The 26810-nt window shown below is 71.1% G+C and carries 28 protein-coding genes and 2 pseudogenes; 22 read left to right on the top strand and 8 right to left on the bottom strand.

The window, feature by feature from the left end; genetic code table 11:
* Positions 1-40 precede the first annotated feature (40 nt).
* Entirely contained in the window at positions 41-562 is a 522-nt protein-coding gene (locus tag OG542_RS29470; protein ID WP_311125281.1) for a DUF4240 domain-containing protein, read from the top strand.
* On the opposite strand, the gene OG542_RS29465 is transcribed toward OG542_RS29470, so the two are convergent.
* Together OG542_RS29465 and OG542_RS29460 are read right to left on the bottom strand one after the other, a co-directional pair.
* A complete protein-coding gene (locus OG542_RS29465; protein WP_311125282.1) occupies positions 552-755 on the bottom strand; it encodes a hypothetical protein in 204 nt (67 codons plus the stop codon). The genes OG542_RS29470 and OG542_RS29465 overlap by 11 nt on opposite strands.
* Positions 752-1672 carry a peptidoglycan recognition protein family protein gene (locus OG542_RS29460; RefSeq protein ID WP_328414723.1) on the bottom strand — a complete coding sequence of 307 codons (921 nt, stop codon included), beginning with the start codon at positions 1670-1672 and terminating at the stop codon, positions 752-754. Before OG542_RS29460 ends, OG542_RS29465 begins: the two co-directional genes overlap by 4 nt.
* A 190-nt stretch (positions 1673-1862) precedes the next feature.
* Between OG542_RS29460 and OG542_RS29455 the strand changes: the two genes are divergently transcribed.
* On the top strand, positions 1863-3047 hold the full coding sequence (locus OG542_RS29455; RefSeq protein ID WP_311125284.1) for a MarP family serine protease: 1185 nt from the start codon (positions 1863-1865) through the stop codon (positions 3045-3047).
* 7 nt (positions 3048-3054) lie between these two features.
* Here the strand turns inward: OG542_RS29455 and OG542_RS29450 are convergent, their stop codons facing one another.
* On the bottom strand, positions 3055-3552 hold the full coding sequence (locus OG542_RS29450) for a GNAT family N-acetyltransferase (RefSeq protein WP_328414720.1): 498 nt from the start codon (positions 3550-3552) through the stop codon (positions 3055-3057).
* Positions 3553-3623: 71 nt separating this feature from the next.
* Between OG542_RS29450 and OG542_RS29445 the strand changes: the two genes are divergently transcribed.
* Complete coding sequence (locus tag OG542_RS29445) at positions 3624-4520, top strand: TIGR01777 family oxidoreductase (protein ID WP_328414718.1); 897 nt, start codon at positions 3624-3626, stop codon at positions 4518-4520.
* A gap of 236 nt (positions 4521-4756) precedes the next feature.
* The gene (locus OG542_RS29440; RefSeq protein WP_311125287.1) at positions 4757-6163 is read left to right on the top strand and encodes an NAD(P)/FAD-dependent oxidoreductase; all 1407 of its coding nucleotides are present in this window, start codon (positions 4757-4759) and stop codon (positions 6161-6163) included.
* 94 nt (positions 6164-6257) lie between these two features.
* Here OG542_RS29440 and OG542_RS29435 read toward each other — a convergent pair whose 3' ends face one another.
* Positions 6258-7733: a regulator gene (locus tag OG542_RS29435; RefSeq protein ID WP_328414716.1), complete on the bottom strand. Its 1476-nt coding sequence runs from the start codon at positions 7731-7733 to the stop codon at positions 6258-6260.
* A 238-nt stretch (positions 7734-7971) separates the two neighbouring features.
* Between OG542_RS29435 and lipB the strand changes: the two genes are divergently transcribed.
* The 4 genes from lipB to OG542_RS29415 all read left to right on the top strand — a co-directional run bounded on the left by lipB (position 7972) and on the right by OG542_RS29415 (position 11083).
* Positions 7972-8772 carry a lipoyl(octanoyl) transferase LipB gene (gene lipB, locus OG542_RS29430; protein ID WP_328414714.1) on the top strand — a complete coding sequence of 267 codons (801 nt, stop codon included), beginning with the start codon at positions 7972-7974 and terminating at the stop codon, positions 8770-8772.
* A gap of 94 nt (positions 8773-8866) precedes the next feature.
* Complete coding sequence (gene lipA / locus OG542_RS29425; RefSeq protein ID WP_215121926.1) at positions 8867-9832, top strand: lipoyl synthase; 966 nt, start codon at positions 8867-8869, stop codon at positions 9830-9832.
* Between the two features lie 260 nt (positions 9833-10092).
* Positions 10093-10305 (top strand): SCO2195 family GlnR-regulated protein, encoded by a 213-nt coding sequence (locus OG542_RS29420; protein ID WP_193483673.1) that lies wholly within the window; start codon positions 10093-10095, stop codon positions 10303-10305.
* Between the two features lie 76 nt (positions 10306-10381).
* Entirely contained in the window at positions 10382-11083 is a 702-nt protein-coding gene (locus OG542_RS29415) for a DUF4191 domain-containing protein (RefSeq protein ID WP_193483674.1), read from the top strand.
* Between the two features lie 79 nt (positions 11084-11162).
* Here the strand turns inward: OG542_RS29415 and OG542_RS29410 are convergent, their stop codons facing one another.
* Complete coding sequence (locus tag OG542_RS29410; protein WP_184596315.1) at positions 11163-11630, bottom strand: RDD family protein; 468 nt, start codon at positions 11628-11630, stop codon at positions 11163-11165.
* A gap of 210 nt (positions 11631-11840) precedes the next feature.
* Between OG542_RS29410 and glnA the strand changes: the two genes are divergently transcribed.
* Both glnA and OG542_RS29400 read left to right on the top strand, forming a co-directional pair.
* On the top strand, positions 11841-13250 hold the full coding sequence (gene glnA / locus OG542_RS29405; RefSeq protein ID WP_193483675.1) for a type I glutamate--ammonia ligase: 1410 nt from the start codon (positions 11841-11843) through the stop codon (positions 13248-13250).
* Between the two features lie 109 nt (positions 13251-13359).
* Positions 13360-13629, top strand: a complete 270-nt coding sequence (locus OG542_RS29400) for an SCO2583/SCO2584 N-terminal domain-containing protein (protein ID WP_261680690.1) — start codon at positions 13360-13362, stop codon at positions 13627-13629.
* A 21-nt stretch (positions 13630-13650) separates the two neighbouring features.
* Here the strand turns inward: OG542_RS29400 and OG542_RS29395 are convergent.
* Positions 13651-13872, bottom strand: a pseudogene (locus OG542_RS29395) (DUF418 domain-containing protein); the annotation flags it as partial.
* Here OG542_RS29395 and OG542_RS29390 point away from each other — a divergent pair.
* Positions 13873-14136, top strand: a pseudogene (locus tag OG542_RS29390) (DUF418 domain-containing protein); the annotation flags it as partial.
* A gap of 66 nt (positions 14137-14202) precedes the next feature.
* On the opposite strand, the gene OG542_RS29385 reads toward OG542_RS29390, so the two are convergent.
* Positions 14203-15888, bottom strand: a complete 1686-nt coding sequence (locus tag OG542_RS29385) for a ribonuclease J (protein WP_311125305.1) — start codon at positions 15886-15888, stop codon at positions 14203-14205.
* A gap of 222 nt (positions 15889-16110) precedes the next feature.
* On the opposite strand from OG542_RS29385, the gene htpX reads away from it, so the two are divergent.
* Genes htpX through OG542_RS29370 form a run of 3 tightly spaced genes read left to right on the top strand, consistent with a single transcriptional unit; the run spans position 16111 to position 19328 of the window.
* A complete protein-coding gene (gene htpX, locus OG542_RS29380) occupies positions 16111-17028 on the top strand; it encodes a zinc metalloprotease HtpX (protein ID WP_328414710.1) in 918 nt (305 codons plus the stop codon).
* A 2-nt stretch (positions 17029-17030) separates the two neighbouring features.
* On the top strand, positions 17031-17615 hold the full coding sequence (gene pspAB, locus OG542_RS29375; RefSeq protein ID WP_328414708.1) for a PspA-associated protein PspAB: 585 nt from the start codon (positions 17031-17033) through the stop codon (positions 17613-17615).
* Positions 17616-17669: 54 nt separating this feature from the next.
* Positions 17670-19328 carry an alpha/beta fold hydrolase gene (locus OG542_RS29370; protein WP_328414706.1) on the top strand — a complete coding sequence of 553 codons (1659 nt, stop codon included), beginning with the start codon at positions 17670-17672 and terminating at the stop codon, positions 19326-19328.
* 113 nt (positions 19329-19441) lie between these two features.
* On the opposite strand, the gene OG542_RS29365 is transcribed toward OG542_RS29370, so the two are convergent.
* Positions 19442-19756: a hypothetical protein gene (locus OG542_RS29365; protein ID WP_189724648.1), complete on the bottom strand. Its 315-nt coding sequence runs from the start codon at positions 19754-19756 to the stop codon at positions 19442-19444.
* Between the two features lie 228 nt (positions 19757-19984).
* On the opposite strand from OG542_RS29365, the gene OG542_RS29360 reads away from it, so the two are divergent.
* The 8 genes from OG542_RS29360 to OG542_RS29325 all read left to right on the top strand — a co-directional run bounded on the left by OG542_RS29360 (position 19985) and on the right by OG542_RS29325 (position 26664).
* The gene (locus OG542_RS29360) at positions 19985-20344 is read left to right on the top strand and encodes an arsenate reductase family protein (RefSeq protein WP_261680698.1); all 360 of its coding nucleotides are present in this window, start codon (positions 19985-19987) and stop codon (positions 20342-20344) included.
* A 119-nt stretch (positions 20345-20463) separates the two neighbouring features.
* Positions 20464-21156 (top strand): RlpA-like double-psi beta-barrel domain-containing protein, encoded by a 693-nt coding sequence (locus OG542_RS29355; protein ID WP_328414704.1) that lies wholly within the window; start codon positions 20464-20466, stop codon positions 21154-21156.
* A gap of 354 nt (positions 21157-21510) precedes the next feature.
* On the top strand, positions 21511-22542 hold the full coding sequence (glnII, locus tag OG542_RS29350) for a glutamine synthetase (protein WP_311125310.1): 1032 nt from the start codon (positions 21511-21513) through the stop codon (positions 22540-22542).
* Between the two features lie 259 nt (positions 22543-22801).
* Complete coding sequence (locus OG542_RS29345; RefSeq protein ID WP_311125311.1) at positions 22802-22945, top strand: hypothetical protein; 144 nt, start codon at positions 22802-22804, stop codon at positions 22943-22945.
* Positions 22946-22951: 6 nt separating this feature from the next.
* Complete coding sequence (locus OG542_RS29340) at positions 22952-23539, top strand: winged helix-turn-helix domain-containing protein (protein WP_328414699.1); 588 nt, start codon at positions 22952-22954, stop codon at positions 23537-23539.
* Positions 23540-23646: 107 nt separating this feature from the next.
* Positions 23647-24657, top strand: a complete 1011-nt coding sequence (locus OG542_RS29335; protein ID WP_328414697.1) for an SDR family oxidoreductase — start codon at positions 23647-23649, stop codon at positions 24655-24657.
* Between the two features lie 103 nt (positions 24658-24760).
* Positions 24761-26026: a sensor histidine kinase gene (locus OG542_RS29330; protein WP_328414696.1), complete on the top strand. Its 1266-nt coding sequence runs from the start codon at positions 24761-24763 to the stop codon at positions 26024-26026.
* Positions 26011-26664 carry a LuxR C-terminal-related transcriptional regulator gene (locus OG542_RS29325; RefSeq protein ID WP_184596280.1) on the top strand — a complete coding sequence of 218 codons (654 nt, stop codon included), beginning with the start codon at positions 26011-26013 and terminating at the stop codon, positions 26662-26664. The genes OG542_RS29330 and OG542_RS29325 overlap by 16 nt, the downstream gene beginning before the upstream one ends.
* The last annotated feature ends 146 nt before the right edge of the window (positions 26665-26810 follow it).

Below are 26810 nucleotides of genomic sequence, written 5' to 3'. Positions count from 1 at the left end.
TCCGGGTGCGCCCGTGTGCCCCAGGGCCGATGCTTGACCCGTGATGGACGAGACGGAGTTCTGGGAGCTGGTGGACGACTCTCGCGAGGCCGCCGAAGGCGACCCGGAGGAACAGGCCGACCTGCTCGTGGAGCGGCTCTCGCAACTGGACCCGGACTCGGTCCTGGACTTCGCCCGTCACTTCGAGTCGCGCTACAACCGCGCCTACCAGTGGGACCTGTGGGGCGCCGCCTGGGTGATGCTCGACGGGGCGAGCGACGACGCCTTCGACTTCTTCCGCTGCTGGCTGATCGGCCAGGGCCGCCATGTCTTCGAGGGCGCCGTGCACGACCCGGACTCGCTCGCCGAGCTGCTGGACGAGTTCGACGAGGAGATCGACGGCGACGGCGAGGAACTCGGCTACGCGGCGGACGAGGCCTACGAGCAGCTCACCGGCGTGGTCGCCCCGGATCTGGAGATCCCGCCCGCGCCCCCGGAACCGGAGGGGACGTCGCTCGACTTCGAGAACGAGCGGCTTCTCGCCGAGCGCTATCCCCGTCTGTGGGAGCGCTTCAGGGGCTGACCGCCAGGCTCCGGGTGTCGCTCTTCACCGCGTGGTGCAGCGGGGCCGCGTTGGCCTGGTCGAGGGCGGACGCGGTGGCCGCCGCCGGGCCCAGGACGACGGTTACGACCGCGCGGAGCACCGCCCAGGGGCCGCGCGGGCCGCGCGTGGCCGCGCTCCAGGTGTGCGGGCTCTTCGTACGGCCGTAGTTCATCGTCCCCACCTCCGGTCGGCTGCCTGTGAGGGTGACCGTAGGGAGCCGGGATCTGAGGACACCGCGCGCCGGCTGTGGCCCTGCTGTGGGTCCTTGGGCCGGTGCTGCAGACGGGCCGCCAGCTGTCTGATCTCCGGCAGGCGAGCGTGCAGGGCGGCGCCTGGGCAGCTGGTCATGTAGCCGTCGTTGTGGCCCGCGAGGGCGGGCAGTTTCGCGGTGGTGCCGGCCGCGTACCGGCTCAGGCCGTTGCTGGAGACCAGGCGGACGCTCGCCCGCGGGTCGGTGCCGACCAGACCCAGTTTCCAGGCGGACAGCGCGGCGATGGCGTGGATCATGGCCCGCGGTACGGGCATGCCCGCGGTGAAGGTGCCGAGCGCGGCGATGCCCGTGGTGCCGTGGTTGAAGCCCTGGGTGTGGGCGCCGGTGACGGCACGCTCGACGCCGCCGGCGCGGCCCTCGTAGATGGTGCCGCAGCGGTCGACGACGAAGTTGTAGCCGATGTCGTCCCAGTCGCGGGAGCCGGTCTGGCCGGTGTACAGGTCCCGGATGATGCGGGGCGCGTCGGCGCAGTCGTAGCCGTTGGGCGAGTCGGTGTGGTGGACGAACACGGCGGCGACCCGGTCGTCGTAGCGGGGGCGCGGCTGCTTGCGGGCGGCGTCGCCCAGCCAGTGCGATCTGAGCACGATGTGCGGCCGGGGGGCGGTGTAGGGCTTGGCGGTGGGGCGGGCCGCGGCCGGCCGGGGGGTGGTCTCGGCGGCGTTCTCGACGCCGTAGGCGCACAGCACCAGCGCGACGGCGGCGGAGAGGCCCGGCAGGCAGCCGAGACCCACCCGGGCGGCGCGCGGCAGCCCGGTTATGCCGGGTGTCCTGGCTGCGCGGTGCCTGCGCGCACCCTGCCGTCTTCGGAAGACACGCATGTGCTCACTGTCGACCCGAACCGGTCCGTCCGCGATGTGTGATGTGCCACCCGGTGGAACCATCGTCACGGTCCGCGACGTTTTTCCGGGTGCACGGACGCGTGGCCGGTTCTGATCATCCACGCGCGTGTGACTGATCACCGGGCCCTCCCCCCACGTACTAAGGGGTTCCGAATGAAAGGCGGCGTGCGTGGACCTGCTCGACATCCTGCTGTTGCTGGTCGTCCTGGCCTATGCGGCGTCCGGGTACCGGCGCGGGCTGGTGGCCGGCTGTGTGTCTCTGGCGGGCTTCGTGGGCGGCGCGGTCATCGGCGTGTGGGTCCTGCCGTGGGTGATGGACCTGGTGACGCCGGGGACGACGGAAGCGACGCTGACAGCGGTGTTCACGGTGCTGCTCCCGGCGGTGGTGGGGCACGAGCTGGCGGGGCGCCTCGCGCTGCGGCTGCGGCGGGAGCTGGACAGAGGGCCGCTCCGGGTGGCGGACGGGGTCGGCGGGGCCGTGGCCAACGCCGTCGCCGTGCTGATCGTGGCGTGGGTGGCCGCGAGCGTCCTGGGCGTGTCCTCCTCGCCGGTGGTCACCTCGGCGATCCGGGACTCGCGGTTGCTCGACGCCGTGCAGCGGACGATGCCGGACACCACGCCGGACTGGTTCTCGGGGGCGACGTCCGCGCTGACCCAGGCGGGTTTCCCGCAGGTCTTCAACCCGTTCGAGAACGAGTCGACCGCCGAGGTCGCCGCGCCCTCCGGTGACAGCGTCACGGCGGCCGCCACCAACGCCGCCAAGCGGAGCACGGTGAAGGTCGAGGGCGTCGCCGGCACCCAGGGCCGCGAGGGCAGCGGGTTCGTGTACTCCCGGGAGCACGTGATGACCAACGCCCATGTGGTGGCCGGCATCGACGAGCCGACCGTGCAGATCGGCGGGGTGGGACGGACGTACGAGGCGCGGGTGGTGCTCTTCGACTCGCAGAAGGACGTGGCCGTGCTGTACGTGCCGGGTCTCAAGGCCCCGGTGCTGCGGTTCGACGACGCGGCGAAGCGCGGCGACTCGGCGGTCGTCGCGGGCTATCCGCAGGACGGCGACCTGAATCTCCAGGGGGCGACGGTCGCGAACCGGGTGCGGGCGACGGGCCAGAACATCTACAACGACGGGACGGTCACCCGCGAGATCTACTCGATCCGCTCCACCGTCCGCCCCGGCAACTCCGGCGGCCCTCTCCTGACCACCGACGGCCGGGTCTACGGCGTGGTCTTCGCCCGCTCCACCTCGGACGCCGAGACCGGCTACGTCCTGACGGCGGCCGAGGTCGCCTCGGACGCGCGGCAGGCGGCGGACGCGACGGCTCCGGTGGACACGGGGGATCTCGCCGCGTCATGACGCCCGGTCAGACGGCCGGCAGGGAGCGCCCCATGAAGACGTCGTCGACATACGCGCCGTCGAGGAAGAACTCCTCCGGCAGGATCCCCTCCACCACGAACCCCTCGGACTCGTAGAGCTTGCGGGCCGCCGTGTTGTGCGCGAGGACGCGCAGGGTGATGCGCCGCGCCCCCTGCCGTCGCGCCTCCTCCCCCGCCGCCCGCAGCAGCGTCCGGGCGACGCCGTGACCGCGCGCCTCCTCCGCGACGGCGAGCCCTCGGATCATGCGCACATGGGCGTTGCAGGCGAGCGACGTCGCGGTCCCCAGCCGGAGATAGCCGGCCAGGACCCCGTCGAGCTCGGCGACAAGACAGTCCTGCGCCGGGTCCCGCTCGGAGAAGAAGGGCTCGTACGGCTGCTCGGGGCGGGGCTGGACGGCGTGCAGATGCGACCAGACGGCGCGGTCGAGCAGCCCGAGCGCCTCCTCGTCGTCGAGCCGTGCGGGTCGTATGTGCGGAGTCGGCATGGCGGTCACGTTACGTCGGCGATGGCGGTTCCCGACGGGGCTTTTACGTACGCGACCGGCAAGATTGAGCCATGCGACGCATCGCGGTGACCGGCGCCTCCGGTCTGATCGGCAGCGCTCTGGTGCGGTCCCTGACCGCGGACGGGCGGGAGGTGGTGCGCCTGGTGCGCCATGAGCCCCGGGCGGCGGACGAGGTCCGTTGGGACCCGGAGGGCGGGCGTGTGGACGCTGCCGGGCTCGCCGGGTGCCACGGCGTGGTGAACCTGGCGGGGGCCGGGGTCGGCGACCGCCGCTGGACGGACGCCTACAAGCGGCGGATCCGCGACAGCCGGGTGAACGGCACGGCGGCGCTCGCCGAGGCCGTCGCCGCGCTGGACGAGAAGGACCGGCCGCGGGTCTTCGTCAACGGCAGCGCCATGGGCTACTACGGCGAGACCGGGGACCGGACCGTCGACGAGAGCGCGCCGGCGGGTGAGGGCTTCCTGCCCTCGCTGTGCGTGGAGTGGGAGGGCGCCGCGGCACCGGCCCAGGAGGCCGGTGTGCGCACGGTGTTCACGCGGACCGGCCTGGTCGTGTCCCGCGAGGGCGGTGCGTGGGGGCGGCTGTTCCCGCTGTTCCAGGCGGGGCTCGGCGGGCGGATGGGCGACGGGCGGCAGTACTGGTCGTTCATCGCGCTGCACGACGAGGTCGCCGCGATCCGGCACCTCATCGAGACGGACGGTCTGTCCGGGCCGTTCAACCTCACCGCCCCGAATCCCCTGACCAACCGTGAGATCACCGCGGCGATGGGACGCGTGCTGCACCGCCCCACGCTGTTCGCCGTGCCCGCGCCCGTCCTGCGGAGCGTGCTCGGCGAGATGGCCGGGGACGTGCTCGGCAGCGCCCGGGTGCTGCCGACGCGGCTGCTGGAGTCGGGCTTCCGCTTCGCCTTCCCGGAGATCGAGGGGGCGATCCGGGCGGCGCTGTGACGGGTCCGGTGCCGGTCCCGGCCGTTCCGGGACAGCTCCTCGAGTCGCCCACAAGCCTTCTTCGACCACTTCATGCCCATAAGGCATCCGTATGCGACCGTCGTGCGACCGTGCCCTGTTGATGCGCGACTCCCTTTGACCGATCACAGTCCTACCCTCGACCAGAACTCGCGTATCCCTGCGGCCTGTTGAGGGCATGACGTCTCCAGCGCCCGCGCAACCTCGAGGAGGGGCACGTGCTTGAGCCCGCGTACCAGGCGGACGTGGTCGTCGTGGGGGCCGGGGTCGCCGGACTCTCGGCCGCGAACCGGCTCACCCGCGCAGGAGTGACGACCATGGTCCTGGAGGCCGCCCACGGCGTCGGCGGCCGCATGGCGACGGAGAAGGTAGACGGCTTCCGGCTCGACAGGATCGGCCAGTTGCTGTCCACGGCGTATCCGGAACTACGACTGACACCCGGCCTGGGCGGGCTGGTGCTGCGCCCCTTCGCGCCCGGTGTCCTGCTGCACGGCGACGGACGCCACCATCGCGCGGGCGTCCAGGCGGGCGCAGGGGGCGCACGGGGCGCACTGCACGCGGTGCGCGCTCTGGCGAGCGCTCCCCGGTCGCCGGTCGCGCCCAGGCCTCCCAGGAGGCCGGTGGCGGTACCGGGCCGGCAGGTCTCCGTACCCCGGAGCCGCTCCGGCGCCCCGCTCGGCACGGCCGTCGACCAGGCCCGTCTGGGTGCCGCTCTCACCCGGCTGGCGAGCACACCGGCCGAACGGCTGCTGGCCCGCCCGGAGCGGCCCGCCGGTGAGGCCCTGGCGGCGCGCGGGCTGCCCGCCCGTACGATCGACGGCTTCCTGCGTCCGCTGCTCGCCGCCCTGCTGTGCGACCCGGACCTGACCACGTCCAGCCGGTGCGCGGACCTGGCGCTGCGGGCCTTCGCCAGCGGCCGGCTCTGCGTGCCGGAGGGCGGCGCCGAGGCCCTGCCGGAGCTGCTGGCCCGCACGCTGCCGCCGGGCACCGTGCACACCGGCGTGCGCGTCACCTCCGTCTCCACGACCTCGGTGACCACCGCCGAGCACGGCGAGATCCGCTGCCGGGCGGTTCTGGTGGCGACCGATGCCCGGGCCGCCGCCGAGCTGCTGCCCGGGCTGCGGGTGCCGGAGTTCCACCCGGTGACGGTGGTGCACCACACGACCGACGAACCGCCGGAGACCGGGGCGTCGCTGCTGCTCGACGCGGATCTCGGTGGGCCGGTCGCGCACACGGCGGTGGTGAGCCGTGTCGATCCGTCCCGGGCGCCGGCGGGGCGGGCGCTGGTGTCTTCGACCGTTCTGGGGCGGCCGCCGGGGGATGTCGACACGGCGGTGCGGATGCACTTGGCGCGGCTGTACGGGATGCCGACGGCTCGGTGGGAGACGCTGGCCGTGCACCGGACGGTGGAGGCGGTGCCGGCGATGCGGCCGCCGCATGATCTGCGGCGGCCGGTGCGGTTGATCGCCGGGCTGTATGTGTGTGGGGATCACCGCGACACCAGTACTGTTCAGGGCGCTTTGCACTCTGGGCATCGGGCCTCTGCGGCGATTTTGGCGGACCTGGGGGCGGGGCGGTCCATGCATGTGGCCGATCCGCTGCCTACTGTGCCTCGGGCTGCGTAGGTGCTTTGTCGGGTGCGGGTGCGGTGTGGCTTGTCGCGCCCACGCGGCGGAGCCGCAAATCGACACAGCCCCGCGCCCCTGGAAGCAAGGAACCTCAGCCGAGGGCCGCTACCTTGTCGCGGTAACTCCGCACCGGGGCCGCGTCCTTGTACGGCTCCAGCCTTCGCTCGAAGTCCCTCACGTACTCCACCGCCCTTACCGAACGCATCTCAGCGGCCTGGCCGGCGGCCTCCGCACCGAGTTGGCAGGCCTGGTCGAGTTCGCCCAGGCCCAGGCGGGCGGTGGCCAGGACCACGCGGCAGAAGAGGCGGCTGCGGGCGTAGGAGGGGGCGCGCAGTTGCAGGGAGCGTTCCGCGTGCTGGGCGGCGGCGCGGAACTGCTGCAGGTCGCGGTGGCAGTGGCCGAACTCGTCGGCGAGCTGGGCCTCGTCGAAGAACTTCGCCCAGTGCGGTACGTCGTCCCCGGGCCGGGCCGTCTCCAGGGCGCGCTCGGCGCGGACCAGGGCAGCGGTGCAGGCCCGGACCTCGCCGAGCACCCCGTGCCCGCGTGCCTCGGAGGCGTGCAGCAGCGTCTGCACGACGGGCGGGGCCGAGGTACCGACGCCCTGCTGTGCCACGCGGGCGAGCTGCACGGCCTCCCGCCCGTGCCCGAGGTAGACGGCCTGCCGGCTCATGGTGACCAGCACATACGCCCCGTACGTCCGGTCCCCGGCCGCCTGGGCGAGCCGGAGCGCCTGCACGAAGTAGCGCTGGGCGAGTCCGTGCGCGGCGATGTCGTACGACGTCCAGCCCGCGAGCCGGGTCAGGTCGGCGGCGGCCGCGAACAGCCGGCGGCCGGTCTGCTCGCCGTAGGTGCCGCGCAGCATCGGCTCGCACTCGTGCTCCAGATAGCGCACCAGGGCCTGGCGGGCGTGACCGCCGCCGTAGGCGTCGTCGAGGGTGCGGAAGAGCTCGCCGACCGAGCGGAGGGCGGCGATGTCGCCGCCGGTGACCTTCTGGCCGGGTCCGCGCTCGGCCTGGCCGCGCTGGCGGGGCAGGGATACGCCCGGCTCGGCCGTCGCCGGGAGACGGACGGGGGCGCGGCCCTGCGCCGGGATGCGGGCGGCGGGCGGCTCGCCCCGGGCGACCTTCTCGTCGGCCCGGCCGATCAGCCAGTCCCGGCTCGGCACGACGAGCCCGGCCGGAGTGAAGGCGATCTTGCGCAGCTCGGCGTGGCTGCCGGAGTCCTTGCGCCACAGCCCGCTGACGATGTCGACGGCCTCCTCGGGGGCGGCCGCGAACTCCAGCCCGGCGTAGACCGGGGCGCAGGCGTCCAGGCCGAGGTCCTGGGCGGAGAGGCGGCGGCCCAGGCGCCGGGTGAAGACCTCGGCGATGAGCGCGGGCGTGGTGCCTCGGGGCTGCTGGCCGCGCAGCCACCGGGTGACGGAGGTCTTGTCGTATCTCAAGTCGAGCCCGTGTTCGAGACCGAGCTGGTCCACGCGACGGGCGAGTCCCGCGTTGGAGAACCCCGCTTCTGCGATGAGCGCGGCGAGCTGTCGGTTGGGGGTGCGCTGCGCGGGTCGTTCCGTCATGGTGCGGTGCGGTCTCCTGCCTTCCGGTGTTGGTGATGTGCCGGATTGCGTGTGAGCAGGCCTTTTGGCTTGCTGGACGGCGCGAATGTAGCGGAGAGTAAGCACCCCATCACACAGTTCCACGAACATTCATCCGATCGTGTGAGGATTGACCCCGGGACTGACGCGTTCGGGCCGGACGTACAGTGGCTTGGGCGCGATACGTGCCTGACACACCCGTCCGAGGGAGGCGCTTGCCGTGAGTGGGTTGCGGTTCGTCCGCATGGGGTTCGGTGACGAGGCCGTCGAGTACCGGGAGGCCTGGGACGAGCAGCGCCGGGTGCACGCGGCGCGGTTCGCCGACGAGATCTCCGACACGGTCCTGCTCCTGGAGCACCCCCCGGTCTACACGGCGGGACGGCGTACGGCGGACGACGAGCGGCCCCTGGACGGCACGCCGGTCGTCGACGTGGACCGCGGCGGCAAGATCACCTGGCACGGTCCCGGCCAGCTGGTGGGCTACCCGATCCAGAAGCTTCCCCGCCCGGTGGACGTCGTGGCGCACGTACGCCGTCTCGAAGAGGCCCTGATCCTCACCTGCGCGGAGTTCGGCCTGGAGACCTCCCGGGTCGAGGGCCGCAGCGGCGTGTGGGTCCTGGGCGACCCGGTCGAACAGCGCCCCGCCCTCGGCGGGCTGGCCCTGGACTTCGACCCCCGACTGCAGGACGAGGAGTTCGACCCGCGCATGAACGGCCCGGAGTACGCGCCGTCCAACGCGGGCCAGCGCCGGGAGGACCGCAAGATCGCCGCGATCGGCATCCGCGTGGCCAAGGGCGTCACCATGCACGGCTTCGCGCTCAACGTGAACCCCGACAACAAGTGGTTCGACCGGATCATCCCCTGCGGCATCCGCGACGCGGGCGTCGCGTCCCTGGCCGATGAACTGGGCCGCGACGTGACGATCGCCGAGGTACTGCCGGTGGTGGAGCGGCACTTGAGGGACGTACTGGAGAACGCCGAGCTGAAGCCGAGGGAGATCGAGAAAACTCCGGCGGCATAAATCGGCCCGTGGAGGGGCTAGCACCCACACAGGCATTCAAATCCACGGGCGTACCCTAGAGGGCGCCGAAGAATCAATCGCTAGGGAGCCGGTCGTGTCCGCAGTCGCACCCGACGGACGCAAGATGCTGCGCCTGGAGGTCCGCAACAGCCAGACCCCCATCGAGCGCAAGCCCGAGTGGATCAAGACCCGGGCGAAAATGGGTCCCGAGTACACCAAGATGCAGAACCTCGTGAAGAGCGAGGGCCTGCACACGGTCTGCCAGGAAGCCGGCTGCCCCAACATCTACGAGTGCTGGGAGGACCGCGAGGCGACCTTCCTCATCGGCGGCGACCAGTGCACGCGGCGCTGTGACTTCTGCCAGATCGACACCGGCAAGCCCGAGGCGCTCGACCGCGACGAGCCGCGCCGGGTCGGCGAGTCCGTGGTCACGATGGACCTGAACTACGCCACGATCACCGGCGTCGCCCGCGACGACCTGGAGGACGGCGGCGCCTGGCTGTACGCCGAGACGGTCCGCCAGATCCACCAGCAGACGGCGGACCGCGAGGACGGCCGGACGAAGGTCGAGCTGCTCGCGCCCGACTTCAACGCCGTCCCCGAACAGCTGGCGGAGGTCTTCTCCTCCCGCCCCGAGGTCTTCGCGCACAACGTCGAGACGGTCCCGCGGATCTTCAAGCGCATCCGCCCCGGCTTCCGCTACGAACGCTCCCTGAAGGTCATCACCGAGGCCCGCGACTACGGCCTCGTCACCAAGTCGAACCTGATCCTCGGCATGGGCGAGACCCGCGAGGAGGTCAGCGACGCGCTCAAGCAGCTGCACGACGCGGGCTGCGAGCTGGTCACCATCACGCAGTACCTGCGGCCCTCCGTGCGCCACCACCCCGTGGAGCGCTGGGTGAAGCCCCACGAGTTCGTGGAGCTGCAGCAGGAGGCCGAGCAGATCGGCTTCTCCGGTGTGATGTCCGGCCCGCTGGTGCGCTCCTCGTACCGCGCGGGGCGCCTCTACCGGATGGCCATGGAGCAGCGGGACGCGCGCATCGCGGCCCAGGCCGTCTGACACATCGTCACCACCCCGCCCGCCAGCGGGCGGGACAAGCGTGTGAATTCCCGCACAAGACGCTACCCGCCAGTAGCGGCCGATTTGACGCGGTCCTGACCGTCCTCGCAGATGAGGGCACATGTCAGGACCGCGTCGGCGTTTCACCAGTCCCCGCCGGGGCTTCATGGGTGTTTGACCGGCCGGTCATGCCCTGGTAACACCAATCAGTGACGCTGAACTCACAGCACGTACACCCTTACCGAGGGGGGACCTCACCCATGCAGGCCGCGCCCGTTCGCGCCACCGCGATCCCGTCCGTCACCACCGCCCTGCGTGCCGTCGAGTCGCTGCTGATGAGCAGCGGTCAGCGCACCGCCCGCCGCAACGCGTGGACCTCCGTGCTGGAGGACCGCCGTCGCGCCAAGGACCGGGTCGAGACGCAGCGCGTCCTCGACCAGTCGGTTTCCCGGTCCGTCTCCGTCCGTCCCTGATCCCGGGCCCCTCCCCCATGGGCCCCCGCGGGCACTGCCGTCGTCGGCGCTTGTGGGGCCACGTAGACTTCGTGCCATGGCGAGGAAGGAACCTGCAGCGGACGCTGCGAACTCCGGGCGACTGAAGCAGATCGCTCTGACCTACAAGATGACCCGCAGGGCCGACAAGAAGATCGGTCTTGTACTCGCGGCAGTCGGAATTGTCACCTTCGGTGTGTTCCTCGCGATCGGTTTCTTGATCGGTCACCCCATCTATCTCGGCATCCTGGGCCTCCTGCTCGCCTTCCTCGCGTCGGCGATCGTGTTCGGGCGCCGGGCCGAGCGGGCCGCCTTCGGGCAGATGGAGGGACAGCCCGGCGCCGCTGCGGCGGTGCTCGACAACGTCGGCCGGGGCTGGACGACGACCCCCGCGGTGGCGATGAACCGCAACCAGGACGTGGTGCACCGCGCGGTCGGCAAGGCCGGCATCGTCCTGGTCGCCGAGGGCAACCCGAACCGGGTGAAGTCCCTCCTCGCCGCCGAGAAGAAGAAGATGAACCGCATCGTCGCGGACGTGCCCGTGCACGACCTGGTCGTGGGCACGGGCGAGGGCCAGGTCGATCTGAAGAAGCTGCGCACGACGATGCTGAAGCTGCCGCGCGTGCTGACCGGCCCGCAGGTCACGGCGACGAACGACCGGCTGCGCGCCCTCGGCGACCTGATGAGCAACATGCCGCTGCCGAAGGGGCCCATGCCGAAGGGCATGAAGCTGCCGAAGGGCGGGCCGAAGGCCCGCTGACACCCCACACACGCTGACGACGAAGGGGCGCCCGGATCACCGGGCGCCCCTTCGTCGTCAGCGCATGCTCATCGGGTGGCTAGATGCGGACCTCGACCGTGCCCGCCAGCCGGTCGTGCAGACCGCGGCCGTCGCGGTCCCAGATCAGGGCGGGGATCGCGAGGAAGAGCAGGACCGTGCGCAGGAGTGTGCGCCAGGGGCTGACGCGGCCGGTGTCCAGGGCGAGCACCCGCAGGCCGAGGAGCCGCTTGCCCGGGGTGAAGCCGACCGTACCGACCGTGAGGACCATGAGGGCGAACAGGATGAGCGGCGCCCAGATCTGTGCCGCTTCGTTGTAGCTCTGCGTGATAAGACCGTATGCGATCAGGAGACTCAGACCCCAGTCCACGGCGAGGGCGCCGAGCCGACGCCCCGGACGGGCGATCGAGCCGGGTCCCTCCTCGGGCAGACCGAGCTGCTCGCCCCGGTATCCGAAGTCGACACCGGCCTCTTCCGCGGCCGCGCGGGGCCCGGAAAGCCACGATCCGAGTGCTTGCCTGTTGTCCACCCGTCCACGGTACTGCGCCCCTAAATGACCAGGGCACGGCGGGGTGTGGTCGGGCTACGGTGGTGGATGAGCCGGTTAACTTGTGCGAAACAAATGAGTCACGCCAGAGAAACCACCCGTCCCTAGGGTTTACGTCAGCGTGTGCCACCCGCACTGGCAGCACGAACGAACTACCACCCCGGCGGGACGGTCGGGAGTAGGAGGAGCTGGATGTTCCAGAACGCCGACGAGGCCAAGAAGTTCATCGCGGACGAGGACGTCAAGTTCATCGACGTCCGCTTCTGCGACCTGCCGGGCGTGATGCAGCACTTCACGATCCCCGCCACGGCCTTCGACCCGGCCGAGGAGCTCGCCTTCGACGGCTCCTCCATCCGCGGCTTCCAGGCCATTCACGAGTCCGACATGGCGCTCCGCGCCGACCTGTCCACCGCGCGCGTCGACCCGTTCCGCCGCGACAAGACGGTCAACATCAACTTCTTCATCCACGACCCGATCACGGGTGAGCAGTACTCCCGTGACCCGCGCAACGTGGCGAAGAAGGCCGAGGCCTACCTCGCCTCCACCGGGATCGCCGACACGGCGTACTTCGGTCCGGAGGCCGAGTTCTACGTCTTCGACAGCGTCCGCTTCGCGACCAGCGCGAACGAGTCCTTCTACCACATCGACTCCGAGGCCGGCGCCTGGAACACCGGCGCCCTCGAGAACAACCGTGGTTACAAGGTCCGCTACAAGGGCGGCTACTTCCCGGTCCCGCCGGTCGACCACTTCGCCGACCTGCGTGCCCAGATCTCCCTGGAGCTGGACCGGGCCGGCCTGCAGGTCGAGCGCCAGCACCACGAGGTGGGCACCGCCGGCCAGGCCGAGATCAACTACAAGTTCAACACGCTGCTCGCCGCGGCCGACGACCTGCAGCTCTTCAAGTACATCGTGAAGAACGTGGCGTGGCAGAACGGCAAGACGGCGACCTTCATGCCGAAGCCGATCTTCGGTGACAACGGCTCGGGCATGCACGTCCACCAGTCGCTGTGGACGGGCGGCCAGCCGCTCTTCTACGACGAGGCCGGTTACGCGGGCCTGTCGGACACCGCCCGCTACTACATCGGCGGCATCCTCAAGCACGCCCCGTCGCTGCTGGCCTTCACCAACCCGACGGTGAACTCGTACCACCGTCTGGTGCCGGGCTTCGAGGCGCCGGTCAACCTCGTCTACTCGCAGCGCAACCGTTCCGCGGCCATGCGTATCCCGATCACGGGCTCGAACCCGAAGGCCAAGCGCGTCGAGTTCCGCGCGCCCGACTCCTCCGGCAACCCGTACCTGGCCTTCTCGGCGCTGCTGCTCGCGGGCCTGGACGGCATCAAGAACAAGATCGAGCCGGCCGAGCCGATCGACAAGGACCTCTACGAGCTCGCCCCCGAGGAGCACGCCGGCGTCCCGCAGGTCCCGACCTCCCTCCCGGCCGTCCTCGACCGCCTGGAGGCCGACCACGAGTTCCTGCTCGCGGGCGACGTCTTCACGCCGGACCTGATCGAGACGTGGATCGACTACAAGCGCGCGAACGAGATCGCGCCGCTGCAGCTGCGTCCGCACCCGCACGAGTTCGAGCTGTACTTCGACGTGTGATCGACGCCTGATCGAGGCATCACGACCGCGCCCCCGCTGCCGTACCGGCAGCGGGGGCGCGGTCGTATGTTCTATTCTGCTGGCAGGACCGCACGGGGGTGGAGTGGGAATGTCCGAGCACGAACAAGACGGCCAGGAGCGCGAGTTCGACCTCAGATGGGCGGACGACGCCGAGCACAAGGAGCCCTCGGCCCGGGCCCGTATGCTCGCCGCGCGCTGGAAGCACAACCCTCCCGGTCCCGTGCCGTTCCGCCCCGATCCCGACCACCGCTCGTCCGGCCGCCGCTCCCGCTCGTCGTGGATCTCCACAGCCGTGGTGTTCGGCTGTGTGGCGGCGGTGATCGTGCTGCTCGGGTACATCAACTTCCGGGCGCCGTAGCACGACGGTGTGTCTTGCGTCTCATTGAATGCGCCGGGCGATCCCCGTCGCCCTGCCCATCAGCCATTCGAGCGGACCCCGCTGGAAGAAGCGGGACCAGATGGTGGCGAGGACGGTGACGGACGCGATGAAGCCGAGCAGGATGAACAGGGGCGGGACGGTCAGTTCCTCGGTGTTCAGGAGCCAGATGGCGACGATGTGGTAGACGTATGCCGTCAGTGACATCGAGCCGACCGCGATGACGACCGCCTGCCGCGACTGCGCCGCCTGGCCGAACCGGTCATCGCCGTGGGCACCATGTCCCTGACGGCCTACGTCGGCCACTTCGTCCCCCAGTCCGCGCTGTCCATACCGACCGGGAAGAGCAGCCAGCAGTCCTCGGTGCCGCTGCTCATGTTCGTCCTCGGGGCGATCCTTTTCGCCGCGATCTGGTCCCGCTTCTTCCGCCGCGGCCCTCTGGAGTATCTGCTCAACGCCGCCACCAGGCCGGCGAAGCACATCCGATGACGCCCGGCGACGGCGCGCCCCCCGTTGCCGTCCCTCGAAGAGAACGCCTACCTGCCCGGCTGTGGCTCAGGCGTCGATGATGACGGGGATGATGAGGGGCTTGCGGCGGTGGGTCCGGAACGCCCAGTTCGCCACGGCGCGGGCGAGCAGCTGTTCGAGTTGGCGTGCGTCCCCGACGCCTTCCTCGGCCGCGGTGGCCAGGGTCTTCTCGATGACGGGGATGACCGGCTCGAAGGTGGTGTCGTCGTGGACGAAGCCCCGGGCCAGGAAGTCGGGGGCTTCGGCGAGGGCGCCGGTGTCCGCGTCGACGATCGCCACCACCGTGACCACGCCTTCCTCCGCGAGGGTGAGGCGGTCCTTGAGAGACGCTTCGGTGGCGCCGCCGACTTCCATGCCGTCCACGTAGACGTTGCCGGCGGGGACCTTGCCGGTGATGGACGCGCGCCCGTCGACGAGGTCGACGACGACGCCGTCCTCGGCGATGACAACCCGGTCGGGGTCGACGCCGGTACGGATGGCGAGGTCACCGTTGGCCCGCAGGTGGCGCCATTCGCCGTGCACGGGCATGACGTTGCGGGGTTTGACGATGTTGTAGCAGTAGACGAGTTCGCCGGCGCTGGCGTGCCCGGAGACGTGCACCTTGGCGTTGCCCTTGTGGACGACATGGGCGCCCCACCGGGTCAGCCCGTTGATCACCCGGTAGATGGCGTTCTCGTTGCCCGGGATGAGGGAGCTGGCGAGCAGGACGGTGTCGCCCTTGCCGATGCGGATCACATGGTCGCGGTTGGCCATCCGGGACAGAGCCGCCATCGGCTCGCCCTGGGAGCCGGTGCACACCAGAGTGATCTTGTGGTCCGGGAGCTTCTCCAGCTCCTTCGTGCTCACCACCAGACCGGAGGGGACCTTCAGATAGCCCAGGTCGCGGGCGATGCCCATGTTGCGGACCATCGAGCGGCCGACGAAGGCGACCTTGCGGCCGTGCTGGTGAGCGGCGTCCAGGACCTGCTGGATGCGGTGCACATGGCTGGCGAAGCTGGAGACGATGACCCGGCGTGGCGCGGTGCGCATCACCTGCTCGATCGCCGGGTTCAGCTCCAGCTCGGAGGTGGTGAAGCCGGGGACCTCGGCGTTGGTGGAGTCGGTGAGGAACAGGTCCACGCCCTCCTCGCCGAGGCGGGCGAAGGCGCGTAGATCGGTGATGCGATCGTCCAGAGGGAACTGGTCCATCTTGAAGTCGCCGGTGTGCAGCACCATCCCGGCTCCGGTACGGATCGCGACCGCCAGGCCGTCCGGGATGGAGTGGTTGACCGCCACGAACTCGCAGTCGAAGGGCCCGAAGCCGCGCCGGTCGCCCTCCCGCACCCGCACCGTGCGCGGCCGGATGCCGTGTTCCTTGAGCTTGGCCTCCAGGAACGCCAGCGTCAGCTTGGAGCCGACGACGGGAATGTCGGACCGCTCGCGCAGCAGGTACGGCACGCCGCCGATGTGGTCCTCGTGGCCGTGGGTGAGCACCACGGCCACGATGTCGTCCAGCCGGTCCCGGATGGAGGTGAAGTCCGGCAGGATGACGTCCACGCCGGGCTGGGTCTCCTCGGGGAACAGCACGCCGCAGTCGACGATGAGCAGCTTGCCCGCATGCTCGAAGACGGTCATGTTGCGGCCGATCTCACCCAGACCGCCCAGGGCGACGACCCGCAGCCCTCCTGCGGGAAGGGGCGGGGCGGCTTTGAGCTCGGGGTGCGGATGACTCATACCTCGACGTTACCCGGAGAGCGGGTCGGGGTGATCCATTGCCCCCCGTTTGTGGTCGCGGAGGAGGAGTGCTGGCCGTCCGGTGGCCGTCCGTGCCCGGGTTCGCGGTGAGTGCGGGGGGCTGACGTCTTTGCTTGTCCTGGGGTCGATCACGACCCGTTCATGGGCGGGGCCGGGTGCACACTGGCAGTGGGACGAGTGCCTGACTGCGGGGTGATGCAGATGCACAGCCGCTTCCGGAGTGACCGGCGGTTGACCACCCGTATGGGGATCACACTGTTCCTGCTCGGGTTGCTGTACGTGGGGTTCGTGGCAGCGTTGATCGTGCTGCTGAAGTCCTGGGTGCTGGTCGTGGTGGTCGCGGCGGGGCTGTTGGGGGCTCAGTACTGGTTCTCGGACCGGATCGCGCTGTACGCCATGCGCGGGCGGGTCGTGGAGCGGGAGGCGTTTCCCGAGCTGCACGGGGTCGTGGACCGGCTGTGCGCCCTCGCGGACATGCCCAAGCCGGTGGTGGCCGTGTCCGATATGGACATGCCGAACGCGTTCGCGACCGGGCGGAACCCGGACCACGCCGTGGTCTGTGTGACGACCGGGCTGCTGCGGCGGCTGGAGCCGGCCGAGCTGGAGGGGGTCCTCGCGCACGAGCTGTCGCACGTGGCGCACAAGGACGTCGCAGTGATCACGGTCGCCTCGTTCCTCGGTGTGATCGCTGGGCTGATCGTGCGGTTCGCCTTCTATTCGCAGTTGTTCGGCGGGGGCCGCAGGGACCAGAACACCGCGGTGATCTTCGCGGCGGTGATGGGTGTGTCGGCGGCCGTGTACGCGCTGAGCTTCCTGCTGATCCGGGCTCTGTCCCGGTACCGGGAACTGGCCGCCGACCGGGCGGCGGCGCTGCTCACCGGCCGGCCCTCGGCGCTCGCCTCCGCCCTCACCAAGGTCTCCGGCGACATCGCCCGCATCCCGACCAAGGACCTGCGCACGGCCCAGGCCTTCAACGCCTTCTACTTCACCCCGGCGCTGGGCCGCGAGCCCGGTGTCGCACGGCTCTTCTCGACCCACCCGAGCCTGGAACAGCGCCTCGACCAACTGGGCCGGATCTCCGCCGAGCTGGGCGAGGCGGCGACACCCGGAGGGGTGTGAACATGGGGCTGCTGGACATCCTGCTCGGCCGGACCAAGCCGGTCGTGGCGGATCTCGACCGGCTGTTCGCCCTGCCGTCGGCCGCCGTGACCCTGGAGGCCGCGGCGGGCTTCACCCCGACCGGGCAGGGCGCGGTGTGCTTCGCCACGGTCGAGGGCGCGGCCTTCGAGCAGACCCACCGCGAGGTGCAGGCCCTGCTGGACGCCGACACCGGCCGCGACGGTCCACCCGTAAAACTGCGGCAGGACGACTACGGCTACTCCTGGCTGGTCTCGCACCGCGCCCCCGACCAGCTGCACGCGCTCGTGACCGACCTGCATGCCGTGAACAGCCAGATGGAGGTCAACGGCTTCGGCCCGCAGCTGCTGTGCTCCCTGGCCGGGTTCCGGGACCGGGCCGGCCGGCGGCTCGCCCTGGTCTACCTCTACAAACGCGGCACCTTCTACCCGTTCGGGCCCTTGCCGGGCGAGGCGCAACGGCGCGACAACGCGCTGGAACTCCAGGTGCGGGCGGCGCTCGCCGACGAGCTGCGGATCGAACAGGACCTGGGCCGCTGGTTCCCGGTGTGGGGAGCGCCCGGTCTTTGATCACCCCTCACGGACCACCCCTCACGGGCCTGCGCCGCGTGAGTGAATGACCGTATGAGTGAGCTGATCCCTTTCACGCACACCATCGACTTCACGCACATCACCGACTTCACGCACACCATCGGCGGTGAACGACTCAGCGGGCTGTACGGCGGAGCCGGCGCGTCGGCGAGAGCGACTGCCGTGGTCCTGCACGGCGCGGGCAACGGCAGCAAGGAGCGGCTGGTGCCCCTGCTGTCGGAGTTCGCCGCACATGGCTGCCACGCCCTCGCCTTCGACTTCTCGGGTCATGGGGAGAGCACCGGCCTGCTGCGGGAGCTGAGCCTGCGCCGCCGCTTCGAGCAGGCCGTGTCCGTGATCGACGCGCACGCGCGCGGGGACGGGCCGCTGGTCCTGGTCGGGTTCAGCATGAGCGGTCAGACGGTCGCCGATCTCGCCCGGCACTACGGGGGCCGGGTGGTGGCCCTGGGGCTGTGCGCGCCCGCGGTGTACGCGGCCGAGGCGTGGGACGTGCCGTTCGGGGAGGGTGACGGGCGGTTCAGCGAGATCATCCGCCGGCCCGGCAGTTGGCGTGCGTCGCCCGCGCTCGACGTGCTGCGGGCGTACGAAGGACGGGCGGTGCTCGCGGTGCCGGGCACGGACGAGGTCATCCCGCCCGCCGTGACGGAGGCCGTCTCGGAGGCGCTGGCCCGGCGCGCCCAGTTCACGCACTGGGAACTTCCCGAGGCGGAGCACCGGTTGGGCCTGTGGTTCCGCGAGCGTCCCGACGACCGGCGGGCGTTCGTCACCGCCGTGCTGACCGGGCTAGGCGAGCAGGGCTGGACGGCGACCCGCGCGTGGGTGGCCAAGCAGCTCCCGGAGGGCCGTACGGTCGACAAGTCGTCTTTCTTGCAAGGTGGTTGGAGCGCTCAGATGCGGCGGCTCACCCTCGACGACGGCACCGCCCTCGCCCTGCGGACCTTCGTGAAGCCCTTCTTCCGGCGGCACGCCCCCGGGCTGCTGGCCCGCGAGGCGGACGTGCTCACGCTGCTGGCCGGGCAGGAGGGCGTGCCGGCCCCCCAACTGATCGGCGTGGACGCGACCGCCGAGCGCTGTGACCACCCGTCCCTGTTGATGTCCGTACTGCCGGGGCGGGTCCGGGTCGACGCGGAGGACCTCGACGCTCGCGTGGAGCTGCTCGCGGCTCAACTGGCCGCGATCCACCGGGTCGTCCCCGAGGAGCGTCCGCGTGCGTACCAGGCGTGGACGTCGCCGACGGGCGTCCCCCCGGGCTGGGAGCGGGCCGTGGACTTCATCCGCCGCGATCCCCCGCCGTACGAGGGCTGTTTCCTGCACCGGGACTTCCACCCCGGGAACGTGCTGTTCACGGGCTCGGGGACCGGTCTGCGGATCGGCGGTGTCGTCGACTGGGTGGAGACCTCGTGGGGTCCCGCCGACCTGGACGTAGCCCACTGCTCGACGGCGCTCGCGCTGCTGTACGGCCCGGAGTACGGCCTCGGCTTCCGTGAGCGTTACGAGACACAAGGCGGCCGGCACCTGGCCGACGGCCCGGACCATCTGTACTGGCGGCTGCTCGACGCTCTGGCCTACGTCCCCGACGCGGCGAAACTGGCGGTCCCCTGGCGGGAGCTGGGGCGAACCGACCTGACGCCGGAGCTGCTGGCCGGGCGCCTGGACGCGTATGTGACGGGGCTGATGGAACGGTACGCCTGAGGCACGCAGGCCGGGCGCGGGCGATCCCGGGGCAGGGCGGGTCAGCGCCAGGAGGGCTTCGCCCGGCTGAACCCACCGGTGTTCCCCGCGCCGGGAACACCGGTGGGACGGCTTCAGCGCGCGTAGCGCATGAACGCCCTCACCATGTGGCACGTCGTGTCCGACGGCGGGTGGACGCCGATCTGTTCCGCCGCGCCGCGGATCGTCTCGTTGCGGGCCTGGTTCGGCATGTAGACGCCGGAGTCGAGCAGGGCGATGGCGAGTCGCATCGCCTTGAGGCGACGGTTGTGCGTGACGTACCACTCGCGCGGCCGGCCCGGCGGCAGCGGCCGCTTCTCCACGGGCGCGTACGGCAGGTCGAGCAGGACGGGACGCTTCGCGGTGGACTGGGTGGGCAACGGCTTCGACTTCAGAGCGGCAGCGGGCACAGGCATCCTCCTGTCGCGATCGGGCGCTCACCGGAGTCCTCTGCGACCCCGGCGCCACCCTCGAACACTGCTTACAGTCTACCGCCGGGCACTGACAACGGGGAGGCTTCCCAGTCCGGCAAATGCCCAGGTGAAGAAGGAAATTGGCGTCGAGACACGACAGGTCCGCGAGGGACGTGTGAGTCGGCAGAAATTCGAACAACGGCGGCAGCGCGTACCGTGGGACGCATGGAGATCTGGATCAATCCGGCCTGCTCGAAGTGCCGTAGCGCCATGACGCTGCTCGACGCCGAGGGGGCCGACTACACCGTCCGCCGCTATCTGGAGGACGTGCCGAGCGAGGACGAGATCCGCGGGGTTCTCGAGCGCCTCGGTCTCGAGCCCTGGGACATCACCCGCACCCAGGAGGCGGCCGCCAAGGAGCTCGGGCTCAAGGAGTGGCCGCGGGACGCCGGTTCGCGTGACCGGTGGGTCAAGGCGCTCGCCGAGCACCCGAAGCTGATCCAGCGCCCGATCATCACCGCGGACGACGGCACGGCCGTGGTGGGACGCACCGACGAGGCCGTTCGCGACGCCCTGTCGCGCTGACCACCACCCTCAGCGCATGTGGCACAGGTCACTTCGATGACTCCTGTAACCGCTGAGTAACTTCGTTCGGTATCTCGTACATAGCGGCGTACGCTCCCCTACCTCTTCAGGAGGCGCGCATGTCGCGTAGGAGAACTCTCGGCACAACGAAGAAGATCGCGCTGCTGGTGAGCGCGGCGGCGGTGGCGGGAGGCGGGGCCTTCGTCATGGCGACCACGTCGAACGCCGCGCCGACTCCCAAGTCGGCGTCGGATTCGACGGTCTGCCTGGGGCTCGCCACCGCCCTGTCCAACAACCAGAAGTTCATCGCGGACCAGCGGGCCAAGCCCGACGCTCAGTCCGAGGCGCGGATCGCCAACCGCGAGGCGGTCGTCGCGGAGATCGAGCGGAAGCAGGAGGCGTCGGGGTGCGTCGTCGGGGAGTCGGCTCAGGACTCCCAGACCGCACAGCCGTCGCAGCCCGCTGAGTCGGCCGCGCCTTCCGATCCCGCTCAGTCGGCGGAGGCGTCGGAGCCCGCCGAGTCCGCCCCCGCGGGAAATGCCGGCGACGGTGCGGCGGCCTCCGGGCAGCAGGTGTGCAACGGCTCCACCGTCACGCTCTCCGGCGAGGGCGGTGCGCCTGCCGCGTCCAGCAACCAGTTCCCGGTCGGCACGAAGCTGAAGGTCACCAACCTGGACAACGACAAGTCCACGACGGTGGAGGTCACTTCGGTCTCCGGCAGCTGTGCGCTGCTCAACAACGCGGCCTTCGAACAGGTCCGTGAGCCCGGCAAGTTCCTGATCCGCCGGGCCGTGATCGAGAAGGTGGGGTGATGCCGGACGGCCGAACGGGTCACTGAGGCGGCGGCCCACCCCTCGGCCGCCCCCTCGTACGTGTCACCGGTCCTGCTGCTCCCGGCCAGGAGCAGCAGGACCGGCACGTCCGGGACGCGGGCGCCGGTCACCGGCTTGACGGAGGGAAGCCGGTGACCGGCCCCGTCCCCGGGCGGAAACACCTCTCGGCGTGAACCACGCCACGGGCACACCAGGTAACACGGGGTTCACATTCGAGCAATGGCCGGGAAATCGCCTGTTGACAGGCTGCCGGACAGTTGACGCGGCGCACCGGTGCCGCAGCGCCGCAGCACCCGCGATACGCGCCCAGACACACCCCGAAGGATGTGGCCCGTGACCTTCAAGGCTGAGTACATCTGGATCGACGGCACCGAGCCGACGGCCAAACTGCGTTCCAAGACCAAGATCATCGCGGGCTCGCCCGCCGGTCTCGACGCGCTGCCGATCTGGGGCTTCGACGGGTCGTCCACCAACCAGGCCGAGGGCCACGCCTCGGACTGCGTCCTCAAGCCGGTCTTCACCTGCCCGGACCCGATCCGCGGCGGCGACGACATCCTGGTGCTGTGCGAGGTCCTGAACATCGACCTCACCCCGCACGCCAGCAACACCCGTGCCGCGCTGGCCGAGGTCGCGGAAAGGTTCGCCGCTCAGGAGCCGATCTTCGGCATCGAGCAGGAGTACACCTTCTTCCAGGACGGCTACCCGCTCGGCTTCCCCAAGGGCGGTTTCCCGGCCCCGCAGGGCGGCTACTACTGCGGTGTCGGCGCGGACGAGATCTTCGGCCGTGACGTCGTCGAGGCGCACCTGGACAACTGCCTGAAGGCGGGCCTCGCGATCTCCGGCATCAACGCCGAGGTCATGCCCGGCCAGTGGGAGTTCCAGGTCGGCCCGGTCTCCCCGCTGGAGGTCTCCGACCACCTGTGGGTGGCCCGCTGGCTGCTCTACCGCACCGCCGAGGACTTCGACGTCGCCGCCACCCTCGACCCGAAGCCGGTCAAGGGCGACTGGAACGGCGCCGGCGCGCACACCAACTTCTCCACCAAGGCGATGCGCGAGGGTTACGACGCGATCATCACCGCGGCCGAGTCGCTCGGCGAGGGCTCCAAGCCGCTCGACCACGTCAAGAACTACGGCGCCGGCATCGACGACCGCCTGACCGGTCTGCACGAGACCGCCCCGTGGAACGAGTACTCCTACGGCGTCTCCAACCGCGGTGCCTCGGTCCGTATCCCGTGGCAGGTCGAGAAGGACGGCAAGGGCTACATCGAGGACCGCCGTCCGAACGCCAACGTGGACCCGTACGTGGTGACCCGTCTGCTCGTCGACACCTGCTGCTCGGCGCTGGAGAAGGCCGGCCAGGTCTGATCCGCCCGCGAGTTCCTGAGGGGGCGCTCACCGTTCGCGGTGGGCGCCCCCTTTCGTCTGCCGCGACGTCGTGGCTTGTCGCGCAGTTCCCCGCGCCCCTTCAGGGCACGTGTCCACGCAGTGAGAGGAGGGTCCCCTCGCGGGATCAGGTCTGCTTCAATGGGCCCATGGCCAGCTACCAGAAGTACACCGCGACGGGTCGTCATGACCTCGAGCCCTTCTGGCCGTCCCGTCAGGACCACGACTTCGACCGGGTGTGTTGCCGCGCGACGAACGCGCCGGCCCTCTAACGCCGTACACCCCGGCCTTCGGCCAGCGCGAACCGCGTACGTCCCTCGGCGACCCCGACCACGAACTCGCGGCCGTCGACCTCTCCGACGAACTCCTCGCGCGAAAGAGCTGACCTCTCATGGCGACCACTCGTTCTCTGTCCACCGCCGCCCTCGACACCCCTCCGGCGAACACCGCCCGGCATCGGCTGCGTGCCGTCGACCGGGACGAGGTGGTGACCGTCGCGGATCTGCTGCCGCCGGGTGCCACCTGGCTGCCGGCGCCGCAGCACACGCTGCCCACGCTGCCGGGCCGGCCGCCGATGATCGGCTATCTGGTGCTCGTCCCGGCCGACCAGCAGCCGCCGTTCCCGGTGGCGGTGCCGGACCGGCCGGAGCCCGCCGGCCCCGAGGCCGGCGCCGAGCCGGGCGGCGAGCAGCTGATCCGCGTCGACACCGTGCAGCGCACCGCCCGGGTGGCCGGCCGGCCGCTCGACCTCACGTATCTGGAGTTCGAGCTGCTCGCCCACCTGGTGGCGCACCCGGGCCGGGTGCACACCCGTGACCAGCTGGTCGGCACGGTGTGGGGCTACGGGCACGTGGGTGACGGCCGCACGGTCGATGTCCACGTCGCCCGGCTGCGCCGCAAGCTGGGCGCGGAGCACCGCGACACGATCCGGACGGTACGCCGGGTCGGATACAAGTACGTGCCTCCCGTGGGCCACTGAGCCTCTGGTCCCCACCCGTCCGGCGACGGATCAGCGGCTCCGCTGACGGTTCTGCTGACGGCAGATCCCCGTTCCGTACCGCCGCCCCACCCGGCAGAGTCAGCGGCATGAGGCTTCTGATGCTGGGTGGTACGGAGTTCGCGGGGCGGGCCGTCGTGGAGGCGGCCCTGGGGCGGGGCTGGGACGTGACCGTCTTCCACCGAGGGCGGCACGAGGCGCCGGAGGGCGTGCGGTCGCTGCTCGGCGACCGCACCGCGCCCGAAGGTCTCGCCGCCCTCGCCGACGCCCCGGGCGAGTGGGACGTCGTCGTCGACACCTGGTCGGCGGCGCCCAGCGCGGTGCGCGACACGGCGCGGCTGCTGCGGGGCCGCGCCCACCGGTACGTGTACGTGTCGAGCTGCTCGGTGTACGCGTGGGCCCCGCCAGCCGGGTACGGCGAGGACGCGCCCCTGGTGGAGGGCGCCTCGGCCGACGCGGAGCAGACCGCGTACCCGCAGGACAAGCGCGGCGGTGAACTGGCCGTGCTGGACGCGTTCGGCGAGGACCGGTCGGTGCTGGTCCGGGCCGGGCTGATCCTCGGCCCGTACGAGAACATCGGCCGGCTGCCCTGGTGGCTGGGCCGTACGGCGCGCGGTGGGCCGGTGCTCGCCCCGGGCCCGCGCGAGCTGCCCCTGCAGTACGTGGACGTCCGTGACCTGGCCGAGTGGATCCTGCACGCGGCCGAGCGGGAGCTGAGCGGGCCGTACAACCTGGCCAGTCCGCAGGGGCACACCACGACGGGCGCGTTGCTGGAGGCGTGTGCGCGGGTCACCGGCGGTGCGGCCGAACTGCGGTGGACCGAGCCCGAGGTGATCCTGGAGGCGGGCGTCGAGCCGTGGACCCAGCTGCCGGTGTGGGTGCCGCCGGGCAGCGACCTGCACGACGCGCTGCACAGCGCGGACGTCTCCCGGGCGGTGGAGGCGGGGCTGGCCTGCCGGCCCGTCGCGGAGACCGTGGCCGACACCTGGAGCTGGCTCCAGGACATCGGCGGCACGGCACCCCAGCGGCCGGACCGGCCACGCTCGGGGCTCGACCCGGAGGTGGAGGCGAAGGTACTCGCGGCCGGCGGAGGCGTGTGAACCACCGCACCGCCGCATCGGCTCCAGGGTGTACGTAGCACCACCCCCTGACCGGGTGTCCCGGCCCAGTGACCCCGCACCCCCGCTCGGCGAGACTGACGCCATGACCATCGAAACGAAGAGCGGCTACAGGGCAGCGAAGGGGCGGGGCGTCGCGCTCGCCGCGCTACGGGGGCTGGGGGTGGCCCTCGTCTCGTTACCGGGGGCGGTGTTGTGCTTCACCCTGTCCCTGGTGTCCATGGCGCTCATCCCGATCGGGATCGGGCTCGTCACCACGCCGTACGTACTGAGGGGGGTGCGGACGTTCGCGAACTGGCGGCGGGTGCTCGCGGCGGAGTGGGGCGGGGTGCGGATCCCGCCGGCGTACCGGCCGCTGCCGAAGGACGCCAATCCGTGGGCGGCCACGTTCGGGATGCTGCGCGACCCGGCGACCTGGCGGGACCTGATGTGGCTGCCGGTCGACATGACGGCGGGTTTCCTCACCGCGCTGCTGCCGGCCGCGCTGTGGCTGTACCCGCTGGAGGGCTTCGCGCTCGCGGCCGGGCTGTGGCGGGTCTTCCCCGAGGGGTACTGGTACGGGTTCGTCAAGGTCACCGGGCAGGGCTCCGCGCTCGGTGCCGCCGCGCTGGGCCTGGTCCTCCTCTTCTTCGCGCACTTCCTCACCCCGCGGCTGCTGGACGTCCACTTCCGGCTCACCCAGGCCGTTTTGGGCTCCGGCCAGCGCGAACTGGCCGAGCGGGTGCGGGTCCTGACCGAGACACGGCGCGACGCGGTCGACACCTCCGCCGCCGAACTGCGGCGCATCGAGCGGGACCTGCACGACGGGGCCCAGGCCCGGCTGGTCGCGGTGGGCATGGACCTGGGCACCATCGAGGCGCTCCTCGACAAGGACCCGGCCAAGGCCAAGGAGCTGATCGCGCAGGCCCGCACGTCCTCGGTCGAGGCCCTGGCCGAACTGCGCGAGCTGGTGCGCGGCATCCATCCGCCGGTCCTCGCCGAGCGCGGCCTCGGCGACGCGGTACGGGCCCTGGCGCTGCGGCTGCCGGTGACCACCGAGGTGAGCGTGGACCTGCCCGGGCGGGCGGAGGCGCCCGTGGAGTCCGCCGCGTACTTCGCCGTCAGCGAGGTGCTCACCAATGCGGTGAAGCACTCCGGAGCCGACCGGATCTGGGCCGACCTGCACCACGCCGACGGGATGCTGCGGGTGTCCGTCACCGACAACGGCAAGGGAGGTGCGGTGATCGAGGCCGGTTCAGGGCTGGCCGGGGTCGAACGGCGGCTGGGTACATTCGACGGCGTCCTGGCCGTCAGCAGCCCCGCGGGCGGTCCCACCATGGTCACCATGGAGATCCCTTGCGCGTTGTCCTAGCCGAAGACCTCTTCCTGCTGCGCGACGGGCTCGTCCGGCTGCTGCAGGCGCACGACTTCGAGATCGCGGCGGCCGTCGAGTCCGGTCCCGAACTGGCCGCAGCGCTGGCCGAACTGGAACCGGACGTCGCCGTGGTCGACGTACGCCTGCCGCCCACACACACCGACGAGGGGCTCCAGTGCGCGCTCGACGCCCGCAGGAAGCGGCCCGGTCTGCCGGTGCTGGTGCTCTCCCAGCACGTGGAGCAGCTGTACGCGCGAGAGCTGCTCGCCGACGGCAGCGGCGGGGTCGGGTACCTGCTGAAGGACCGGGTGTTCGACGCCGAGCAGTTCGTGGACGCCGTACGGCGGGTCGCCGCCGGTGGTACGGCGATGGATCCGCAGGTCATCCAGCAGCTGCTGGCGCGGCGGTCGGGCGACGACCGGCCGCTGGCGCGGCTGACGCCCCGGGAGCGGGAGGTGCTGGAGCTGATGGCGCAAGGCCGGACCAACGCGGCGATCGCCGGCCGGCTGGTCGTGACGGAGCGGGCCATCGCCAAGCACACCGCGAACATCTTCGCCAAACTGGGACTGGAGGTCTCGGACGACGACAACCGCCGCGTGCTGGCGGTTCTGGCATATCTCGACCACGGCCGGTGAAACCGGACTCGCCGGTTCACCGACCGTCGGGGATCAACAACTCCTGGTACGAAATGGGTGGTTGAGAACACAGAGCTCTCACGAATCTCGCATCAATTTCCGGGACCTCTGAACACCCGTGGGACCACCTCCGTATGGATGGGAGC

This window comes from Streptomyces violaceus (assembly GCF_036014075.1).
Taxonomy (GTDB): Bacteria; Actinomycetota; Actinomycetes; order Streptomycetales; family Streptomycetaceae; genus Streptomyces; species Streptomyces violaceus.
The sequence above is the reverse complement of the archived record's forward strand: the minus strand, read 5'-3'. Positions and strand labels throughout refer to the sequence as shown.